The organism is Pseudomonas sp. Arb-4-2C (genome assembly GCF_055755015.1).
The window spans coordinates 4,690,649-4,711,199 of record NZ_CM146899.1 but is presented as its reverse complement, the minus strand read 5'-3'; the positions used below and the strand labels follow the sequence as shown (position 1 = coordinate 4,711,199).

The following is a 20,551-nucleotide window of genomic DNA, read 5'->3' as shown; positions in this document are numbered from 1 at the left end:
GACCATGCAAGGCGCTCAGCTCAGACATCAGCCACCCGCACCCGGCCGCAAGCCGGTGCCGCGGGGTGCCAGCCGAATGGTGGCCAAAGAGCCGATGTCCGTGCGCCTGCCGAAAGCCAATTTCGGCTTTCTGAAAAGCCTGTTCTGGCCGGTGCTGCTGGTGGTGCTGGGTTTTGGTACGTACGAAGGCGCGCAGCGTTTGTTGCCTTACGCCGACCGCCCGATCACCAAGATCGCGGTGCAGGGCGACCTGAGCTACATCAGCCAACAAGCGGTGCAGCAGCGGATCGCCCCGTACGTGGCGTCGAGCTTCTTCACCATCGACCTGGCCGGTATGCGCACCGAGCTTGAGCAGATGCCATGGATCGCCCACGCCGAAGTACGTCGGGTGTGGCCGGACCAGGTGGTGATCCGCCTCGAAGAGCAACTGCCCGTGGCCCGCTGGGGTGACGAGTCGCTGCTGAACAACCAGGGCCAGGCGTTTACGCCAAAGGAACTGGCGAACTACGAACACCTGCCTCAGCTGTTCGGCCCACAACGGGCCCAGCAGCAAGTGATGCAGCAATACCAGGTGCTGAGCCAGATGCTCAGGCCGCTGGGCTTCTCGATTGCACGCCTGGAATTGCGTGAACGCGGTAGCTGGTTCCTGACCACCGGTGCCGGCAGTTCCGGCCCCGGCATCGAGTTGCTGCTGGGACGCGGCAACCTGGTGGAAAAGATGCGCCGCTTCATTGCCATCTATGACAAGACGCTTAAAGACCAGATTACGAACATTGCGCGCATCGATCTGCGCTACGCCAACGGCCTCGCTGTTGGCTGGCGGGAACCTGTAGCGCCGACGACAGACAAACCCGCTGTCGCAAAGAATTAAGAAGAGGCAGGACCCATGGCAAACGTGCAAAGCGGCAAAATGATCGTCGGTCTGGATATCGGCACCTCCAAGGTGGTGGCGCTGGTAGGCGAGGTCGCGGACGACGGCACGCTGGAAATCGTCGGTATCGGTACTCACCCCTCCCGCGGCCTGAAGAAGGGCGTGGTGGTGAACATCGAGTCCACCGTGCAATCGATCCAGCGCGCGATCGAAGAAGCCCAGCTGATGGCGGGCTGCCGCATTCACTCGGCGTTCGTCGGGGTGGCGGGCAATCACATTCGCAGTCTGAACTCCCACGGCATCGTGGCGATTCGTGATCGTGAAGTCAGCTCGGCTGACCTTGAGCGTGTACTCGACGCCGCCCAGGCCGTGGCGATTCCGGCTGACCAGCGCGTGCTGCACACCCTGCCGCAGGATTACGTGATCGATAACCAGGAAGGCGTGCGCGAGCCTCTGGGCATGTCCGGCGTACGTCTGGAAGCCAAGGTTCACGTGGTCACCTGCGCTGTCAACGCCGCACAGAACATTGAAAAATGCGTGCGCCGCTGCGGTCTGGAAATCGACGACATCATCCTCGAGCAACTGGCGTCGGCCTACTCGGTGCTGACCGACGACGAAAAAGAGCTGGGCGTGTGCCTGGTCGACATCGGCGGCGGTACCACCGACATCGCGATTTTCACCGAAGGCGCGATCCGTCACACCGCGGTGATCCCGATTGCCGGCGACCAGGTGACCAACGACATCGCCATGGCGTTGCGCACCCCGACCCAGTACGCCGAAGAGATCAAGATTCGCTACGCCTGCGCCCTGGCCAAACTGGCCGGTGCCGGTGAAACCATCAAGGTGCCAAGCGTCGGCGACCGTCCACCGCGCGAGCTGTCGCGTCAGGCCCTGGCCGAAGTGGTCGAGCCGCGCTACGACGAACTGTTCACCCTGATCCAGGCCGAACTGCGTCGCAGCGGCTACGAAGACCTGATCCCGGCGGGCATTGTCCTGACCGGCGGTACGTCGAAGATGGAAGGCGCCACTGAGCTTGCCGAGGAAATCTTCCACATGCCGGTCCGTCTGGGCGTGCCGCATGGCGTGAAGGGCCTGGATGACGTGGTGCGCAACCCGATTTACTCCACTGGCGTTGGCTTGTTGATGTACGGCCTGCAGAAGCAGTCCGACGGGATTTCGTTCTCGGGCATCGGCAGCCGCGACAGCTACAGCAACGATGAGCCGCAGGCGCCGTTGCTGGACCGATTGAAGAAGTGGGTTCAAGGCAACTTTTAACAGCAGCTGGAAGCGTCAAGCTTCAAGCGGCAAGCAGTAGCAGTAGATGCACCGCGACAAAAATGCAGTAGGCGAAAAAACTAGAGAATGTAAGGAGAGGGAAAATGTTCGAACTCGTAGACAACATCCCCGCAAGCCCGGTAATCAAAGTTATCGGTGTTGGCGGTGGCGGCGGCAACGCTGTCAACCACATGGTCAAGAGCAACATCGAAGGCGTTGAGTTCATCTGCGCCAACACTGATGCTCAAGCGCTGAAAAACATCGGCGCGCGCACCATCCTGCAACTGGGCACCGGTGTGACCAAGGGCCTGGGCGCTGGCGCCAACCCGGAAGTCGGCCGTCAGGCTGCGCTGGAAGATCGCGAGCGCATCGCTGAAGTGCTGGCCGGCACCAACATGGTGTTCATCACCACTGGCATGGGCGGTGGTACCGGTACCGGTGCTGCGCCGATCATTGCCGAAGTGGCCAAGGAAATGGGCATCCTGACCGTTGCGGTCGTGACCCGTCCGTTCCCGTTCGAAGGCCGCAAGCGTATGCAGATTGCCGACGAAGGCATCCGCATGCTCTCCGAAAGCGTCGACTCGTTGATCACCATTCCTAACGAGAAGCTGCTGACCATCCTCGGTAAAGACGCAAGCCTGCTGTCGGCTTTCGCCAAGGCGGACGATGTACTGGCCGGTGCCGTGCGCGGTATCTCCGACATCATCAAGCGTCCGGGCATGATCAACGTCGACTTCGCCGACGTGCGTACCGTGATGAGCGAAATGGGCATGGCGATGATGGGCACTGGCTGCGCCAGCGGTCCGAACCGTGCACGTGAAGCCACTGAAGCGGCGATCCGCAACCCGCTGCTGGAAGACGTGAACCTGCAAGGTGCACGCGGCATCCTGGTGAACATCACTGCCGGTCCTGACCTGTCTCTGGGTGAGTACTCCGACGTGGGTTCGATCATCGAAGCCTTCGCTTCCGAGCACGCGATGGTCAAGGTCGGTACCGTTATCGATCCGGACATGCGCGATGAGTTGCACGTGACTGTGGTTGCCACCGGTCTGGGCGCGAAAATCGAGAAGCCTGTGAAGGTCATCGACAACACCGTTCACACCTCCATGGCCGCTGCTCAGGTTCAACAACCGGCCCCTGCGCGTCAGGAAGCACCGGCGGTGAACTATCGCGATCTGGACCGTCCGACCGTCATGCGCAACCAGGCTCAGGCCGGTGCTGCGACTGCCGCGAAGATGAATCCGCAAGACGATCTGGACTACCTGGACATCCCGGCATTCCTGCGTCGTCAGGCCGATTGATGGAATGTATCAGGGCTATGACGGTGATTGGTGTTCAGCAAAGGCTCGGTCTGCTATTATCGCCAGCCTTTGTTGATACCAGTTCGCAATTTGCGCTGAAGCGGCCCAAGCCATGATTAAACAACGCACACTGAAAAATATTATCCGTGCCACAGGTGTAGGCCTGCATTCCGGGGAGAAGGTCTACCTGACCCTCAAGCCTGCGCCTGTCGACACTGGCATTGTGTTTTGTCGCGCTGACCTCGACCCTGTGGTGCAGATCCCTGCCCGCGCGGAAAACGTCGGTGAAACCACTATGTCGACGACGCTGATCAACGGCGACGTCAAAGTGGACACGGTAGAGCACTTGCTCTCGGCCATGGCTGGCCTGGGCATCGATAACGCCTACGTCGAGCTCTCCGCGTCCGAAGTCCCGATCATGGATGGCAGCGCTGGACCGTTCGTATTCCTGATTCAATCGGCAGGCCTGGAAGAGCAGGACGCCGCCAAGAAATTCATCCGCATCCTGCGTGAAGTGACAGTGGAAGACGGCGACAAGCGCGCCACTTTCGTCCCTTTCGAAGGGTTCAAGGTGAGCTTCGAGATCGACTTCGATCACCCGGTTTTCCGGGACCGCACCCAAAGTGCAAGCGTGGATTTTTCCAGCACTTCGTTCGTAAAAGAAGTCAGCCGCGCCCGTACCTTTGGTTTCATGAGTGACATCGAGTACCTGCGCAAGCACAACCTCGCACTCGGCGGCAGCGTTGAAAACGCGATCGTGGTGGATTCCGATGGCGTACTGAACGAAGACGGCCTTCGCTATGAAGACGAATTCGTGAAGCACAAGATTCTTGATGCGATTGGCGACCTGTACCTGCTGGGCAACAGCCTGATTGGTGAGTTCAAAGGCTTCAAGTCCGGTCATGCACTGAACAACCAGCTGCTGCGCAAGTTGATTGAGCAGACAGATGCGTGGGAAGTCGTGACGTTCGAAGACGCCAGCACTGCACCGATCTCTTACATGCGCCCGGTTGCGGCGGTGTAAGTAAAAAACCTCTCTAGTTTTTTGAAGGCCATCCTCGGATGGCCTTTTTTTATGCCTGCAGGTTTTGTATTGCCTGAACTGGCCCTATCGCGAGCAGGCTCACTCCTACAGGGGAACGCGTTTCAATGTAGGAGTGAGCCTGCTCGCGATAGGGCCGGTAAGGCCGAAACGAAACTCAGGCAGCCACCACCACCCGATTGCGCCCACCTTCCTTGGCCTGATACAGAGCCTTGTCCGCCGCAAAAAACAGTTGCTCCAGCGACATCTCGACCGCCGCCGTCCAGGTGCTGATGCCGATACTGACGGTCATCGCCACATCCGCTCCCTCGACCCTCGGCATCTGCTCGATTGCCTGGCGGATATGTTCGGCAATCTGCCGTGCGCCGGTGCTGTCGGTTTCGGCGAGGATCACCGAAAACTCTTCGCCACCATAACGGGCGACCAGATCCGCCGGACGTCGCACGTTCGCGCTGATCACCTTGGCCAGCTCGCGCAGTGCCTGATCGCCGGCCTGATGCCCATGGCGATCGTTGAAGGCCTTGAAGTGGTCAGCGTCGATCATCATCACCGACAGCGGCTGGCCCGAGCGCTGGGCGCGGAACCATTCGTGGCGCAGCGACAGATCGAGCATTCGTCGGTTGGCTACACCGGTCAACGCATCGGTGGCAGCCAGTTGCGCCAGTTCGCGCTCGGCGCGTTGGCGCAAACGCAACTCACGGGCGAGCAGCCAGGTCAGCCACAGCAGACCGGCACAGAGCACGCCGGTGGCACCGCTGATCAACATCGCAGTGCGGCGCCAGGTGCCGAACACTTCATCGCTGGACAGCGCGACCATCACCGTCAGCGGCAAGTTGCCGACCCGCGAATAGGTGTAGAGGCGCTGCTGGTGATCCATGCTTGAGGTGCTGGTGAAACTGCCATTGCCATCCTTGTCGGCCAGGATCCGTACCACGTTGGGCCGGTTGCCGAAGCTCTTGCCGATGGAGTCACTTTGCAGATACGGCTTCTGCGCCAGCAGGATGCCGTCGCTGTCGATGATGTTCAGCGTGCTGTCTTTGCCGATGTCGAGGCTGTTGAACAACTGATCGAAGTAGTCGAGCTTCATCGAGGCCACGGTCACGCCGGCGAACTCACCGGTGCCCGAGGAGATTCGCCGGCTGAAGCTGATGCGCCACTGGTTGGCTTCGTCGCAGTCGCAACGGGTCTTGAACGGGCGGCTGATGAACATGCCGGTGTCGCGGTTGAAAGCGTGGGCGAGAAAGTAATCGCGGTCGGCGAAGTTGCCCGGCTTGGGCTCGACCCGCGATGAGTCGGCGACCACATCGCCATGTTTGTCGAGCAGCAGGATGTCGCCTTTGAAGCGCGCGGTGGTCGAGCGGTCGAACAGCGCCAGGTGGCGGATCTGCGGAGTGACGTCGCGCAAGTCATCGCGCTGCGCGGCGGCGATCAGGCCTTGCAGGGTCAGGTCGTACAGCTCGACGGTGCGCAGGACGTCAGCGTCGATCAGTTGTGCGATGGTGGTGGCACTGCGGGTGGCTGATTCCTGAGCGTTGGCGTGCTCGCGGATCAGCAGAAACGTGACGATGCACAGAATCGCGATCACGGTCAGCGAACTGCCGCAGATCAGCAGCAATTCGGGACGTCCGGTCTTGCCCGCCACAGGTGGGGTACGGCTCGCGATCATGATGGGGCTGTCGGTTGGGGAGTCTTATAAGCGTAGTTGCATGAAGTCAGTGACGGTATTCCAATGTGGGAGCGGGCTTGCTTGCGAAAGCGGTGTGCCATTCAACAGGAATGTTGACTGATACACCGCTTTCGCAAGCAAGCCCGCTCTCACAGGTAAATCAAAAAATTCAAGACGGGTGCTGTAGCACCGATCTTAGAAGACGTTGATCGGGTAGTCGACAATTACACGGTATTCATCGGTGTCCGTATCAATCGCGCCGTAACCGTTGCCGCCACGGTTGGTCGCCCACTGCAGGCGTACCGCGAGATCTTTCGCCTGGCCGCTCTGGACCACGTATTTCAAGTCGATGTCGCGCTCCCAGTGCTTGGCGTTGCGGCCGTCGGCGCTGTACCACGAAGCGTAGCCCTTGCTGTCCGGATCGACCTTGGTCAGGTCTACGGTGCCGCGCGAGTACGACACTGCGGAGGTCAGCCCAGGAACGCCCACACCGGCGAAGTCATAGGCATATTTGAGCTTCCACGAGCGCTCGTTCGGGCCGTTGAAGTCCGAGTACTGCTGCGAGTTGTCGAGGTAAACGCTGTCGCCCTGGCTGATGTAGTCGAACGGCGTGTTGCCGTTCACGCGCTGGTACGCGGCAGTGACGCTGTGGCTGCCGATGCCGACGGTGAAATGCAGGCTGTAGGTGTTGTTGTCGATGTTGCCCAGCAGTGCGTCGCCGGTGTCTTGCGTGTGATAGAAGTGCAGGCCCGGGTTGAGGCTGACCAGATCGTTCAGCGCCCAAGTGTAGTCGAGGTCGTAGTAGTACTGGTTCCAGATGTCCTTGAGCTCGGCGGCATACAGGTTGCTGGTCAGCCCTTCGACGCCGCTCCAGGACACCCCGGCCCAGTTCAGGTGACGGCTTTCGTCGCCATCGGCCAGTTTGCCGTAGGACGTGCCGATGCGCTGGCGCCCGCTCTGGTTGTAAGGCTTGGTGAAACTCGCCTGGCCGCCTTCGAACATCCAGCCGTCGAAGCTGTGGTTGGTCAGGCTGACGCCACGGAAGGTCTGCGGCAGCATGCGGCTTTCACCGCCGGCAATCACCGGGTTGGTGAGGAACAGGTCGCCGGCCTTCAGTTCGGTGTCGAACGCGCGCATTTTCAGGGTGCCGCCCGCAGTCGAGAACGAGCCCGGCGCTTTGCCGTTACCGTCGCTGACCGGCAGGATGCTCGAGCCATCGGTACCGCCGCCGCCGTCGAGCTTCAGCCCGAGCATGGCATGGGCGTCGATGCCGAAGCCGACCGTGCCTTCGGTGTAACCCGACTGGAAGATCCCGAGAAAACCCTGGCCCCATTCGATGTTGTCGTCCGTCTGCTGTAGACGGTTGCGATTCATGTAGTAGTTGCGAGCATTGAGGTTGAGGCTCGAACCTTCGACGAAGCCTTCCTTGGCGGCTTCGTCGGCATGGGCGGCGGGTGCAATCGTTGCGGCAATTGCAATGAACAGCGGGGTGAAGCTGACTGGGTAACGCACTTGCGATGGAGCTCCTTGGGTCAACTGACACTTCAATGTCTTGAGGTGCGGGATGTTTCTTGTTGTTACAGACGAACCAAACAGCTTTCAGACCACAACGAAAAAAGGCCGCTGAAAGGCAGCGGCCTGGAATGACGACGGTTGAACGGGAAGAGCCAAACAACCGCGTCGAGGGAAAATTTTTCGCGGTGCGCGACTCAGCTGTCTTTCTCGGACGCTTGAGCTTGGGAAGTGGCGGCCTGAGGGGCTTGCGAGGCGTCTTGCGACTTGGCCATCACTTCTGCCTGAGACTGTTCGAATGCGTGAGCGCGAGCGGCATTCTGCGCTACGAACGACTGCGATTCTTCAGCCATCGCCATGGGCGACAGGATCAATGAGGACAAAACGAACGCGCTGGCAATACCCATACTGTTGGACATCTTGAAAACCTTCTTGCTTGGCAAGTGCTGTTTGGTGCGGGCAAAGATAAAGTTGCCGGGCGTTGGGAAACAGCATGATTTTCATAAATGACTGTTACAGCAACAGCAACGATTGCCCCCTCTCCCAACGGGAGAGGGGCAGGGGGAGGGCTTTCAAACCGGCAAATGAATCCCGAAGGTATTCATCCCCCGATCACTGCGCACAAACACATCGCCACCATGCATCAGCGCAATTGCCTTGACGATCGCCAGCCCCAGCCCATGGTTATTGCCGCTGTTGCTGCGTGACGCATCGACCCGATAGAAGCGCTCGAACAACCGCGGCAAATGCTCGCTGGCAATCGGCGATCCCGGGTTGGCCACGCCGATGCTGACCTGATGTTCTGCAACCTCGATGCGCACTTCGATCACCTTGCCAGGCTCGGTGTGCTGCACGGCGTTACTCAGCAGATTGATCAACGCCCGACGCAAATGCGCGATCTCGATCCGTACTTGGGCATCACCACTCACGTGCACCTGCACTTGCGCGTCTTCGAGGATGAAGTCGAGGTACTCCAGCGTGGTCGCGACTTCATCGGCCAATGAAGTTTCGGTGAGTATGGTCGCCTTGCTGCCCTGATCGGCGCTGGCGAGGAACAGCATGTCGTTGATGATCGAACGCAGGCGTTCCAGCTCTTCGAGGTTGGATTGCAGCACTTCGAAGTAGTGTTCGGCGGAGCGTCCGCGCGTCAGTGCGACCTGGGTCTGGCCGATCAGGTTGGTCAGTGGCGAGCGCAGTTCATGGGCCACGTCGGCATTGAACGATTCCAGTCGCGAATAGGCCTGTTCGACCCGTTCCAAGGTTGAGTTGAACGATTCGACAAACTGCTCGAGCTCCGGCGGCAACGGTGACATCCGCAAGCGTCCGGCGCGCAGTGGCGGCGCCAGGCGCTGGGCTTCGTGGGACAGTTTGATCAGCGGCTTGAGGCCGATCCGCGCGACCCAGTAACCCAGCGCCGAGGCCAGCAACACACCGATAATCGCCAGGCTGACCAAGGCGATCAGCAAGTTGTGCTGAGTCTCGTGGAAGGTCTCGGTGTCGATGCCGATCATGAACCGCAGCGGCGGGCGCTGATCCTTGGCCGGCAGTTCGGTCAGCAGCACTTTCAGCGGATAGGGGTGGTCGGGCAACTGCAGGTCATGCATGCCCGTCGGGCCTTTGGCGAAGGCGCGGATCGGGGCGTCCGGCTCGCCATACTCGTAACCGGGATCACCGCTGACCACCCAAAAATGGATGCGCTTGTCTTCCTCGCCGAGCAGCTTGAGTTTGGCGTTGATTTTCACCCAATGCTCGGGTGTGCCGTAACGGTTGAGGGCCGACTCAAGCACGCTGTAACGCGCATCCAGCTCGGCCTCTGGCAGCAGGCCCAGGCCCTTGTCGACCTGCTGATACAGCGCGCCGCCGATCAACAGAAACACCAGCAGCGCCACCAGCGTGAACATGCCGCTGAGGCGCAGGGCGATCGAATTACTGGACACCGCGGCTCTCCAGCACATATCCCATGCCGCGAATGGTGTGCAGCAGTTTTTCGTCGAACGGCCCGTCGAGCTTGGCGCGCAGGCGTTTTATCGCGACTTCGACAACGTTGGCATCGCTGTCGAAATTGATGTCCCAGACCATCTCGGCAATCGCGGTTTTCGAGAGGATTTCCCCCTGACGCCGTGCCAATACGCTGAGCAGCGAGAACTCTTTCGCTGTCAGGTCCAGCCGCGTGCCGGCGCGAGTGGCCTTGCGGCTGATCAAATCTATCCACAGGTCGGCGATGCTCACCTGCACCGGTTCATGGCCGCCGCTGCGCCGGGTCAGCGCCTGCAGGCGCGCCACCAGTTCGAGGAAGGAAAACGGTTTGCCGAGGTAATCGTCGGCGCCGTCGCGCAGGCCCTTGATCCGGTCTTCGACCCGTTCGCGGGCGGTGAGCATGATCACGGGAGTCTGCTTGCGTGCACGCAGCGCACGCAGCACGCCGAAGCCGTCCAGGCCCGGCAGCATCACGTCGAGGACGATCACCGCATAGTCGCCTTCAAGCGCCAGGTGCAGGCCCTCGACGCCGTCGCGGGCCAGGTCCACGGTGTAACCCTGTTCCGTCAGACCGCGGTGCAGATAATCCGCGGTTTTTTCCTCGTCTTCGATAATCAGAACGCGCATGACCCTGCCTCAGTCTGTGGTCGCCAGTGCCGGTGGGGGCGATGATGCTTCTGGGTGTGAGCGTCGGTGAAACAGCCGCTCAAGCCACAAGTATATGACTGGCGTGGTAAACAGCGTCAGCATCTGGCTGACCAGCAAACCGCCTACCACCGCGATCCCCAGCGGCTGGCGCAGTTCGGCGCCGGTGCCATAGCCGAGCATCAGCGGCAGGGCGCCGAGCAGGGCGGCGAGGGTGGTCATGATGATCGGCCGGAACCGCGTGATGCACGCCTCGTAAATCGCGTCCTGCGGTGGCAACCCACGATTGCGCTGCGCTTCGAGGGCAAAGTCGATCATCAGGATACCGTTTTTCTTGACGATACCGATCAGCAGCACCAGCCCGATCAACGCCATGATCGAAAAGTCCTGACCGCAGATCCACAGCATGATCACCGCCCCTAGACCGGCCGCCGGCAGCGTCGAAATGATCGTCAGCGGATGCACGAAGCTCTCATAAAGCACGCCGAGAATGATGTACACCGCCACCAGCGCCGCGAGAATCAGCCACGGCTGACTGGCCAGCGAACTCTGGAACGCCTGTGCCGCGCCCTGGAAGTTGCCGCTGATCGCGGTCGGCATGCCGATTTCGGCCTTGGCCTGATTGAGCAGAATCACCGCGTCACCCAACGCCACGCCGGGCGCGAGGTTGAACGACAGGTTGGCGGCCGGGAACATGCCGTCATGGGCAATCGACAGCGGGCCGATGGTGGGTGCATCGAATTTTGCCAGTGCCGACAGCGGCACCATTTCCCCGCTCAGCGGTGAACGCAGGTAGAAATAGTTGAGGCTTTCGGCCTTGCCGCGTTGCTGGGTGTCCAGTTCCAGGATCACGTTGTACTGGTTGACCTGGGTCTGGAATTCATTGATCTGCCGCTGACCAAAGGCGTCGTAAAGCGCCTCGTCGACATCGCTCGCGGTCAGGCCGAAACGCGCCGCTGCACTTCGATCAATGCTGATGTGGGTGATGCTGCCGCCCAGTTGCAGGTCGTTGGAAATATCGCGGAACGCCGGGTTGCTGCGCAGCTTTTCCGTCAGGCGCTGGGTCCAGGTGGCGAGGGTCGCGCCGTCATTGCTCTTGAGCACATATTGGTACTGCGCACGGCTCGGGCCGGAGCTTAAGTTGATGTCTTGCCCTGCGCGCAGGTACAGCACGATCCCCGGGACTTTCATCAGCTGCGGACGAATCCGGTCGATGAACTGACTGGCCGAGACATCGCGGTCGCCGCGTTTTTTCAGGGCGATCCAGAAGCGGCCGTTGGCGATGGTCTGGTTACTGCCGGACACACCCACCGAGTGTGAAAACGCCTGCACGGCGGGATCGGCGGCGACGATTTCGGCCATCGCCAGGTGTTTTTTTACCATGTCGCCGTAGGAGATATCCGCAGCGGCTTCGGTGGTGCCGAGGACGAAGCCGGTGTCCTGCACCGGGAAGAAGCCCTTGGGGATAAAGATGTAACCGGCAATCGCCATCGCCAGCGACAGGCCGAACACGCCGATCATCAACTTTTGATGGGCAAGGGCTCGGCGCAGGCCTTTTTCGTACCATCCGAGCAGGCGTTCGCTGAAACCCGGTTTGTCGTGAGCGTGATGCACCGGTTTGCGCATGAACAGCGCCGCCAGTGTCGGCGCCAAGGTCAGCGACACCACCACGGAAATCATGATGGTCGACGTCGCGGTCAGGGCGAATTCCTTGAACAGCCGCCCGACCACGCCGCCCATGAACAGCAGCGGAATGAACGCCGCCACCAGCGAGAAGCTGATCGAGACCACGGTGAAGCCGATCTCGCCGGCGCCCTTGATGGCGGCCTCGCGCATGCCGTCGCCGGCTTCCAGATGCCGATGAATGTTCTCCACCACCACAATCGCATCGTCCACGACAAACCCGACCGCAACGACAATCGCCACCAGCGTCAGGTTGTTCAGGCTGAACCCGAGCAGGTACATCAGGGCGAAACTGGCGGTCAGCGACACGCCGAGTACGGCCGACACGATCATCGTCGCCGACAACTGGCGCAGGAACAGCGCCATCACCGCCACCACCAGCAGGATCGCGATCAACAGGGTGATCTCGACCTCGTGCAGCGAGGCACGGATGGTCTGGGTGCGGTCGATCAGGGTTTTTACCTGCACCGAGGCCGGCAGCATGGCTTCGAGGCCGGGCAGGGCGGCTTGAATACGGTCCACGGTTTCGACGATGTTCGCCCCCGGCTGGCGCGAGATGACCAGGTTCACCCCCGGTTGATCGCCGGCCCAGGCCTGCACGTAGGCATCTTCCGAACCGTTGACCACTTTGGCGACATCGCGCAGGTGAACCGGTGCGCCATCCTTGTAGGAAACGATGAGTTGGCTGTAGTCCTCGGGGTGGAACAACTGGTCATTGGTCGACAGCGTGGAGATGCTCGATTCGCCGTACAGCGCACCTTTGGCCAGGTTGAGGCTGGTCTGCTGGATCGCCAGACGGATGTCGGCCAGGGTCAGGCCGATTGCTGCCAGTTTGTCGGCCGAGGCTTGCACGCGGATCGCCGGACGTTGCTGACCGGTGATGTTGATCTGGCCTACACCGTCGATCTGACTGATCTGACGTGAGAGCAGGGTTTCCACCAGATCGCTGAGTTCGGTGCCGGGCATTTGTGTCGAGCTGACGCTGAGAATCAGCACCGGGCTGTCGGCCGGGTTGACCTTCTTCCAGGTCGGCAGCGTCGGCATGTCTTTGGGCAGTTTGCCGGCGGCGGTATTGATCGCCGCTTGTACTTCCTGGGCGGCGGTGTCGATGCTTTTATCGAGGGTGAATTGCAGGGTCAGCAGGCTTGAGCCGAGCGCACTGCTGGAGGTCATCTGGGTCATGCCGGGGATGGCGCTGAATTGCACCTCCAGCGGCGTGGCCACGGATGAGGCCATGGTGTCGGGGCTGGCGCCGGGCAGCTGTGCCGAGACCTGAATCGTCGGAAATTCCGCTTCCGGCAGCGGCGCAATCGGCAAGCGCGGGAAGGCAATCGCACCGACCAGCACCAGCGCGATCGTCAGCAGAATCGTCGCGACCGGGTGATCGATGCACCAGGTGGAGACGCCTTTGTGTTCCTTCATGGTTTCGGCTCCGCTTGCACCACCTGCGCCGGCTCGGTCATGACTTGCACCGTGGAGCCGGGTTTGAGCCGCGACTGGCCGTCGGTGACCAGCACGTCACCGGCCTTCACACCTTTGATGATGTCCTGGCCGCTGCCCTGATAAACCATCTGCACTTGTACGGCTTCGACCTTGTCGCCATTCACCCGATAAACGAAGTGTTGGTCGAGGCCGCGTTGTACGACGGTGGGTGGTACCACCAACGCATCCTTGTCCAGCGCCGTCTGAATTTTTACCGTCACCAGCAAGCCCGGCCAGAGCTTCTGGCTGGCGTTGTCGAACTCGGCCTTGGCGCGGATGGTGCCAGTGTTGGCGTTGATCTGGTTGTCGATGAGGGTCAGGTGGCCTTCGCCGAGCAGGTTGCCGGTTTCGCCGTCGGTGTCGGCGCCGATGTAGGCCTTGACCTGTGCTCGCTGCGGATCGTTGATCAGGCCTTGCAGGGTCGGCAGCATTTGCTGGGGCAAGGAGAACTCGACGGCGATCGGGTCGATCTGGGTCACGGTGAACAAGCCTGCGGCGTCGGTCATGCGCAGGAAGTTGCCTTCGTCGACGGTACGAATACCGACACGGCCAGTGACCGGAGAGCGAATCTGCGTGTAGGACAGCTGAACTTGTGCGGCGTCGATGGAGGCCTGGTTGCCTTGGGCGGTGGCTTTCAATTGATTGACCAAGGCTTGTTGCTGATCGTAGGTCTGCTTGGAGACGCCGTCGTCGACGCTGAGCAGTTTGTAGCGTTTGAGGTTGACCAGGGCGACTTGCAGTTGTGCCTGGCTTTCGCCCAGTTGCGCGCGGGCCTGGTCGAGGCTGGCGCGGATCGAGCGGTCGTCGATGGTGGCGAGCAGGTCGCCTGTTTTGACGAGTTGGCCTTCTTTGACGAGGATTCTGGTGAGGATGCCGTCTATCTGTGGGCGTACGACGACGCTGTGCAGTGAGAGTACGGAGCCGATGCCGCTGGTGTAGCGGGGGACGTCTTTTACGCTGACGGCGACGACGCGGACCGGGATGGCGGTCGGGGTTGCCAGTTTGCTCGGGGCGGGTTTGCTTGCCCACCATATGCCTGCGGCGGCCAGGGCGATCACTAGGGCTAGCAGGGTTTTGTTTTTCTGGATTCGCATGCGATGGGGCGCCAGGGGCTGGAGTTTGGGCAGGTTGGGTCTTTATAAACTTGTTTGGGGGTCAGGAGGGTGACGGCTAGCTGTCAGCGCTGTCAGTTTCGTCGGGTGTCGATATCCGTTGCTGCGTGGGTATAGCCTTCGCCTGCTGGCGATGGCAGCCTGTGAGCCGACCATCTCCAACTGAATACGCCCAATCCAGACTGTGGGAGCGAGCCTGCTCGCGAAGGCGGCCTGCCAGCCGCCCCATCTCCAACTGAATGCACCCAATCCAAACCCCGGCCAGCACTGCCTTGGCGATCCAGCAGATCGTCATGCGCGCCGAGCTGGCGGTAAACCGGGCGTTGGATCGGGTTGACTCGCACACGTAATCCGTCCGAACACCGCGTCATCGTTCATCGCGAGCAGGCTCACTCCTACAGAGAAACGGATTCCACCTGTGAGAGGGAGCTGGCTCGGGATGGCGGCGTAACCGTCCCCAAAAAAAGGACCGATCATTCCCCATTCGGGACTTATTTGCCGACTACGCTTCTCAAGATCCAGCCCCGTGCGCGGATAAACAGTGTGTAGCCCGGGTTTCGCTGGGCCTCACATCGGGAGTGTCTGGTTATGAAGCTGAAAATCGCAATGCCGTGTGTGCTTCTCCTGCTTCCACTCACTGCGTTCGCCGCGCCTGGCAGTCAATCCGGCGAGATCCGTTTCACCGGGCAAATTGTCGATTCCGGCTGTGCAGTTGAGCGAGCCGGGGCATTGTCTTCCACTGAATCGCGTCGGGTTGAAATCAAGCCCGGTGTGAACGTCGATGTAGACACGTATCGCAATGCTTGCAGCCATCAGGCGCTGCCGGTATCCATGTCGTATGAACCGTTGAAGACCTCAACCGACAAAGGCATCGTCACCATCACCTACCTGTAAACCGTTCGGCGTGCGCTGCAAATCTTCAGGTGCCGAGGCCGGGCGCGCAGGTATACTGCGTGCCTTCGCGGCTCACTGTTCGGGCCCGACTTTTTGCTTTGCGGAGCTTCTATGACTTCCCCGATCCAACCGCCGGTTGACGACGCCGTGAGCGATGTCCCGGCCGAGCTTGCCGACGCCAGCGAAACCAAACCCGAGATCCCGGCTTTCAAGTTCCCGTTCAAACCGGGTGAGCTGGCGGCTGCCAAGGGTTCCAACCAGCCGTGGTACAAGAACGGCGCCAAGAACGGCCACACAAAAACCCCGGGCATGGCGCCGCCGGGGACCCGTCGTTCGATGGGCAAGCGCTGAGTCAAATCCCGCCTTTGGCCATCGACTGCGATTTTCGGTCGCAGTGATGGCTAAGTGCTCAGATCCTGAGCCAGATCAATAGTTAACCAATTGGTGCGCTTAGAGTCAGCAGCCCTGCCGACTCTTCCAATAAAACGAGCGCGCTTTCCATGAAGATCAATCTCCCGGTAACCGGCCGTAACGTCGATGTGGCGCTGGACGCGAACATTCTTTCGACCACCGATCTGACCAGCGCGATCACCTACGCCAACGACGATTTCATCAGGATCAGCGGTTACAGCCGTGAGGAATTGCTCGGCACGCCACACAACCTGTTGCGTCACCCGGACATGCCGGCGCAGGCGTTTGCGCACATGTGGCAGACGCTCAAGCGCGGGCGCTCGTGGATGGGGCTGGTGAAGAATCGCTGCAAGAACGGCGATCACTATTGGGTCAGCGCTTATGTCACGCCGGTCACGCAAAATGGCGTGGCGGTGGAGTATCAGTCGGTGCGTACCCGGCCTGACACGCGGCAAGTGGCGGCGGCGGAGCGGGCGTATGCGCAGTTGCGCGGTGAATTGAAGGGGCGGCGGCCACTGCCGCGTCTCGGTTTGCGCGGCAGGATCACGGCGTTGGCCAGTGCGTTGCTGGGGCTGGTGCTGGGGATCGAGGCCTGGTTGCGTCCGGAGTCTGTGTGGATCGATGCGCTGGCGTTTGTCGCCGGTAGCAGTCTCTGCGCGTTGGGCGTGCGCTGGATTCTGCGGCCACTGGAGCGTCTGACCGAGCGAGCGCGCCAGATCGCGGACAATCCGTTGAGCCAGAACATCTACACCGGGCGTGGCGATGAAATTGGCCAGATCGAGTTCGCCCTGCAGATGCTCGAAGCCCAGGTCGGCGCGGTGGTCGGACGCATTGGTGATGCGTCGCAACAGTTGGCCGGGCACGCGGCGCAATTGGTTGATCACCTGCAAAGCAGCCACAGCAGCTCGTTGGCCCAGCAGGCCGAAACCGATCAGGTGGCGGCGGCGATTCATCAGATGGCCGCCAGTGTGGCGCAGGTCGCCAGCCATGCGCAGCAGGCCTCGGTGGCGGCTGACATGGCCGGGACGGAAACCCGTGAGGGACATTTGCTGGTCGGTGAAAGCCGCAGCGCGGTACTGCGCCTGGCCGAAGAATTGGCGCTAGCGACCGAAGTGATCCATCAGCTCGAAGGCCGCAGCACTGAGATTTCCGGGGTGCTGGAGGTGATCCGCAGCATCGCCGAACAGACCAATCTGCTGGCGCTCAATGCCGCGATCGAAGCGGCGCGGGCCGGAGATGCCGGGCGCGGGTTTGCGGTGGTGGCCGATGAGGTGCGTGGGTTGGCGCAACGCACGCAGCAGTCGACCAACGAGATTCAACGGATGATCAGCACCTTGCAGAACGGCGCGCGGGACGCGGTGCTGGTGATGCAACAAAGCAGCGAGCATGTGGATAACAGTGTCGAACAGGCGCAACGCGCGGCGCGGGCGCTGGACGGGATCAGCGAGCGGGTCGAGCAGATCACTGAGATGAGCCTGCAGATTGCCGCCGCCGTGGAGCAGCAGAGCGCGGTGAGCGAAGACATCAACCGTAATATCGTCAGCATCCGCACGGCGTCCGAATTGACGGTGGATGAGGGACGGCAGAGCCAGCGCAATTCTGAGGATGTGGCGGGGCTGGCGGGGGATTTGAGGTTGCTGGCGCGGGAATTCTGGGGGCAGCGGCAGGTTCGGGATTGAGGTTGCCTGGGCCGGCCTGTTCGCGAGCAGGCTCGCTCCCACAGGTCTGTCGGTTGCTCACTTATTCTGTGTACAACTCAGATCCTTGTGGGAGGGGGCTTGATCCCGAAGGGGCCATTGCGGCCACTCCAAATTCCGGATCAAGCCGCGCGCAGAGAAATAAACGCATACGTCTGCGCCGGCTCCGTCACCACCTGCGCCCCGGCCGCCACCAACTGCCCGGCGACATCATCACCGGACAAATGAAACAGCCATTCGCTGCACGCTTCACTCAGCGGTTGCGCAGAAACCTGATCGATCACCGCCGCAAACGCGCTCATGTTCGGCAAGTACGCGGTAAACCCATCGCCCTTGAGCGCCGTGGTGCGAATACCCAGCGCGGCGCAGATCGCATCCTTGGTGCGGATGTCATCCCGATCGGCCTGGCGTGAACGCTGGATCAGTTCCAGCAGTTCCTGATCGACCAACTCGCCACCGACAATCAGCAATGACCCCTGTTGCCACGACTCCGGTGGGCAATCCTTGGCGGCCGGGTTGAGCGGGATGTGCGGGTTGATCTCTGCCGGGTAAATCCTGCACACCAGCGGCCGGCGTTCGTAGATGCGGCACCGGTTGTCTTCGTCAAGATTCCGGCAGCGACCGACGTTGTAGGCGGCGAAGGTGATGGCCACGTGAGCATCCGTCGAGCCGCTGCGCACCACCACCGAACGTCGTTCGGCGTGTTCACGCTGCTGCGCCGGCAAACCCAGGCCGTTGCCGAGAAAAGCCTCCACCAGCACGATCACCTGCCCGCCATCCGCTGCCCACATGCGGGCTTCGGCGAGGGTCAGAGGCACATGGTGGTCGGTGCAGCATTTGCCGCAACCGACGCAGGAAAACGTCGTATTCATCGAACGATCAATCTTCAATCAAGGTGTGAAACGGCGACGTAAAGCCGCCATGCAGGACCGGATCGAAGCAAGTTATGCGCCATTCACTGCGCCTTGGCGCTTGGGCGGATCGAGTCCCATTCGGTGACGAACGCGGTTTTCGACTTTTTGTTGTACAGGCACAGCTCGGTGCCTTGCTGGCCTTTCATGTGTTTTTGCGGGTATTGGCCTTGCAGCAATACGGCGGTGTAGCCAACGCGGTCATCGAATTGCGCGGGTGTGCCGACGGGTTTGGCGTCTTTGAGGCCGCTGGCCTTGGTGCAACTGGCGGGCACGGTTTTGTCGTAGGCGGCCCAGGCGTCGGGGCTGGAGGCGTGAGCCTGGGAGGCGAGGGCGGTGAGGCAGAGCAGGCTTAGGGTGAGGGCTTTCATGGCGGGGCATCCTTGGGGTTTGGCCAAGGTTGGAGTATGCCTGATGGTTGGAAGTTGCCTGAGCCGGCCTCTTCGCGAGCAAGCCCGCTCCCACAATTTGGAATGCGTTTCCCCTGTGGGAGCGGGCTTGCTCGCGAAGGCGGTAGATCAGATGGGCACCATTTCCCGGCGAACCACATACATCCCGGCACTTTCATACAAACGCTGCGCCCGCAGGTTGTCCTCCAGCACCTTCAGATCGACAAAGCCTTCACGGCGTTGCTGAAACACCTTGAACGCATTGAGCAGCAACGCCCGCCCCAGGCCGCGACCCTGCATGCGCGGATGCACGACCAGATTCTTGATGTACGAACTGGTCCAACACTGCGCCACGCCGACCACGCCTTCGGCATCGCGGGCGATAAAGCACAGTTCGGGATCGTATTCGGGGTCGCTTTCAAACCGTTGTTGCCACTCGTTCAGTGCGGGCACGCGACCGCCGCCTTCGCGGTAGCCGAGTTGCATCAGTAGATGCACGGCCGACGCCAGTTGCGGGCGGTAGGTGCTCAGTTCAACACCATCCGGCCAATGAGTCGGCGGCACGGCTTGGCGCAGGTCGCGCCGCATCAGGAAACAGTAGCTGTTGGTCAAGACTCAGTGACCGTTGGCCGCGACGTGTTTGGCCGCTTCGATCAGACGCTGGGTCAGCTCTGGCGAAGAGAACTTGGTCAGCACCGCATTGGCGCCGGCCAGGCGGGCTTTTTCGCTGTTCATCGCACTGTCGAGCGAGGTGTGCAGCAACACGTAGAGGTGAGCGAAGTCCGGGGTCTCGCGCAGGGTGCGGGTGAAGGCGTAGCCGTCCATCTCGGACATTTCGATGTCGGAGACGATCAGGTTGATCTGCTGCGCGGTGCCTTGCAGATCGAGCAGGCAATCGATGGCTTCCTTGGCACTGCGCGCGGTGTGGCACTGCAGGCCGAGATTGCGCAGGGTGTGCACCGATTGCTGCAACGCCACCTGGCTGTCGTCGACCACCAGAATCCGCGCATTGCCCATTACTTCGGCGTCTTCCATGCTCAGATCGGTCGGGGCCATTTCGATCTGCGCCGGGGCGATGCTGTGGATGACTTTCTCGATGTCGAGCACTTGCACCAGCGTGCCGTCAACCGAGGTCACGCCGGTGATGTAGGCGCGTGAACCGCCGGAGCCGAACGGCGGTGGTTTGATGTCGGTAGTCAGGCAATGGACGATTTTGCTCACGGCCTGCACGTGCAGACCCTGCTTCGAACGGCTGACGTCGGTGACGATCAGGCAGCCGCCGTTCGGGTCTTCCAGCGGCCGTTCGCCGATGGCGCGACTGAGGTCGATCACCGACAGCGACGCGCCGCGCAGGGTGGCGATGCCTTTGACGTGCGGGTGCGACTCCGGCAGCTTGGTCAGCGGCGGGCAGGGGATGATTTCACTGACTTTCAGCAGGTTGATCGCCATCAGCTTGCCGCTGCGCAAGGTAAACAGCAGAAGCGAAAGTGAATCTGCGCGGGCTTTGGTGGAAGACATATAAACCTTCTGTGGAAAAAGGTGATGGGCGAGGGTGCAAATCGCCAGAAACTATTGATGCCGGGTTATCGGCGTCAAAAGGTTGGGCTTTAGGTCCGTTGTCGGGTGGCGTCAGATCCAAAGCCCCTCATCGGAGCGCCGCCCGCCCAGCCCTCTCCTTCCGGG

The 20,551-nt window shown here is 61.1% G+C and carries 18 protein-coding genes and 2 pseudogenes; 9 read left to right on the top strand and 11 right to left on the bottom strand.

The features are described from left to right. Positions 1-4: 4 nt before the first annotated feature. From AC0J41_RS21285 to lpxC, 4 genes are all read left to right on the top strand, one after another. On the top strand, positions 5-871 hold the full coding sequence (locus tag AC0J41_RS21285; RefSeq protein ID WP_025109283.1) for a cell division protein FtsQ/DivIB: 867 nt from the start codon (positions 5-7) through the stop codon (positions 869-871). Positions 872-886: 15 nt separating this feature from the next. Then, on the top strand, positions 887-2,146 hold the full coding sequence (gene ftsA, locus AC0J41_RS21280; RefSeq protein WP_003228014.1) for a cell division protein FtsA: 1,260 nt from the start codon (positions 887-889) through the stop codon (positions 2,144-2,146). Positions 2,147-2,250: 104 nt separating this feature from the next. Beyond that, the gene (gene ftsZ, locus AC0J41_RS21275; protein WP_025109282.1) at positions 2,251-3,447 is read left to right on the top strand and encodes a cell division protein FtsZ; all 1,197 of its coding nucleotides are present in this window, start codon (positions 2,251-2,253) and stop codon (positions 3,445-3,447) included. A 112-nt stretch (positions 3,448-3,559) separates the two neighbouring features. Beyond that, the gene (gene lpxC / locus AC0J41_RS21270) at positions 3,560-4,471 is read left to right on the top strand and encodes a UDP-3-O-acyl-N-acetylglucosamine deacetylase (RefSeq protein ID WP_007961638.1); all 912 of its coding nucleotides are present in this window, start codon (positions 3,560-3,562) and stop codon (positions 4,469-4,471) included. A gap of 175 nt (positions 4,472-4,646) precedes the next feature. Here lpxC and AC0J41_RS21265 read toward each other — a convergent pair whose 3' ends face one another. The 7 genes from AC0J41_RS21265 to AC0J41_RS21235 form a co-directional block, all read right to left on the bottom strand. After that, a complete protein-coding gene (locus AC0J41_RS21265) occupies positions 4,647-6,155 on the bottom strand; it encodes a sensor domain-containing diguanylate cyclase (protein ID WP_473013543.1) in 1,509 nt (502 codons plus the stop codon). 195 nt (positions 6,156-6,350) lie between these two features. Beyond that, on the bottom strand, positions 6,351-7,667 hold the full coding sequence (locus AC0J41_RS21260) for an OprD family porin (RefSeq protein WP_473013542.1): 1,317 nt from the start codon (positions 7,665-7,667) through the stop codon (positions 6,351-6,353). A gap of 197 nt (positions 7,668-7,864) precedes the next feature. After that, positions 7,865-8,086 carry a hypothetical protein gene (locus tag AC0J41_RS21255; RefSeq protein ID WP_473013541.1) on the bottom strand — a complete coding sequence of 74 codons (222 nt, stop codon included), beginning with the start codon at positions 8,084-8,086 and terminating at the stop codon, positions 7,865-7,867. Between the two features lie 153 nt (positions 8,087-8,239). Then, positions 8,240-9,604 (bottom strand): heavy metal sensor histidine kinase, encoded by a 1,365-nt coding sequence (locus AC0J41_RS21250; protein WP_473013540.1) that lies wholly within the window; start codon positions 9,602-9,604, stop codon positions 8,240-8,242. Then, on the bottom strand, positions 9,594-10,271 hold the full coding sequence (locus AC0J41_RS21245) for a heavy metal response regulator transcription factor (protein ID WP_025109277.1): 678 nt from the start codon (positions 10,269-10,271) through the stop codon (positions 9,594-9,596). The genes AC0J41_RS21250 and AC0J41_RS21245 overlap by 11 nt, the downstream gene beginning before the upstream one ends. 9 nt (positions 10,272-10,280) lie before the next feature. Further along, a complete protein-coding gene (locus AC0J41_RS21240; RefSeq protein WP_473013539.1) occupies positions 10,281-13,394 on the bottom strand; it encodes a multidrug efflux RND transporter permease subunit in 3,114 nt (1,037 codons plus the stop codon). Beyond that, positions 13,391-14,548, bottom strand: coding sequence for an efflux RND transporter periplasmic adaptor subunit (locus tag AC0J41_RS21235; protein WP_473013538.1), 1,158 nt, complete (start codon positions 14,546-14,548; stop codon positions 13,391-13,393). Before AC0J41_RS21235 ends, AC0J41_RS21240 begins: the two co-directional genes overlap by 4 nt. 281 nt (positions 14,549-14,829) lie before the next feature. On the opposite strand from AC0J41_RS21235, the pseudogene AC0J41_RS21230 reads away from it, so the two are divergent. From AC0J41_RS21230 to AC0J41_RS21210, 5 genes and pseudogenes are all read left to right on the top strand, one after another. Then, positions 14,830-14,916, top strand: a pseudogene (locus tag AC0J41_RS21230) (DUF6124 family protein); the annotation flags it as partial. Between the two features lie 238 nt (positions 14,917-15,154). Further along, positions 15,155-15,460, top strand: a complete 306-nt coding sequence (locus AC0J41_RS21225) for a type 1 fimbrial protein (RefSeq protein WP_473013537.1) — start codon at positions 15,155-15,157, stop codon at positions 15,458-15,460. A 111-nt stretch (positions 15,461-15,571) separates the two neighbouring features. Next, positions 15,572-15,811, top strand: coding sequence for a hypothetical protein (locus AC0J41_RS21220; protein ID WP_025109273.1), 240 nt, complete (start codon positions 15,572-15,574; stop codon positions 15,809-15,811). Between the two features lie 149 nt (positions 15,812-15,960). Beyond that, positions 15,961-16,242: pseudogene (locus AC0J41_RS21215) on the top strand (PAS domain-containing protein); the annotation flags it as partial. Between the two features lie 204 nt (positions 16,243-16,446). Then, positions 16,447-17,550, top strand: a complete 1,104-nt coding sequence (locus tag AC0J41_RS21210; RefSeq protein WP_473016029.1) for a methyl-accepting chemotaxis protein — start codon at positions 16,447-16,449, stop codon at positions 17,548-17,550. 140 nt (positions 17,551-17,690) lie between these two features. Here the strand turns inward: AC0J41_RS21210 and AC0J41_RS21205 are convergent, their stop codons facing one another. The 4 genes from AC0J41_RS21205 to AC0J41_RS21190 form a co-directional block, all read right to left on the bottom strand. After that, positions 17,691-18,440 carry a YkgJ family cysteine cluster protein gene (locus AC0J41_RS21205; protein ID WP_473013536.1) on the bottom strand — a complete coding sequence of 250 codons (750 nt, stop codon included), beginning with the start codon at positions 18,438-18,440 and terminating at the stop codon, positions 17,691-17,693. A gap of 83 nt (positions 18,441-18,523) precedes the next feature. Beyond that, positions 18,524-18,850 carry a hypothetical protein gene (locus AC0J41_RS21200; RefSeq protein ID WP_473013535.1) on the bottom strand — a complete coding sequence of 109 codons (327 nt, stop codon included), beginning with the start codon at positions 18,848-18,850 and terminating at the stop codon, positions 18,524-18,526. A gap of 147 nt (positions 18,851-18,997) precedes the next feature. Next, positions 18,998-19,456 (bottom strand): GNAT family N-acetyltransferase, encoded by a 459-nt coding sequence (locus tag AC0J41_RS21195; protein ID WP_473016028.1) that lies wholly within the window; start codon positions 19,454-19,456, stop codon positions 18,998-19,000. Between the two features lie 27 nt (positions 19,457-19,483). After that, positions 19,484-20,386: a chemotaxis protein CheW gene (locus AC0J41_RS21190; protein ID WP_473013534.1), complete on the bottom strand. Its 903-nt coding sequence runs from the start codon at positions 20,384-20,386 to the stop codon at positions 19,484-19,486. Positions 20,387-20,551: the final 165 nt, after the last annotated feature.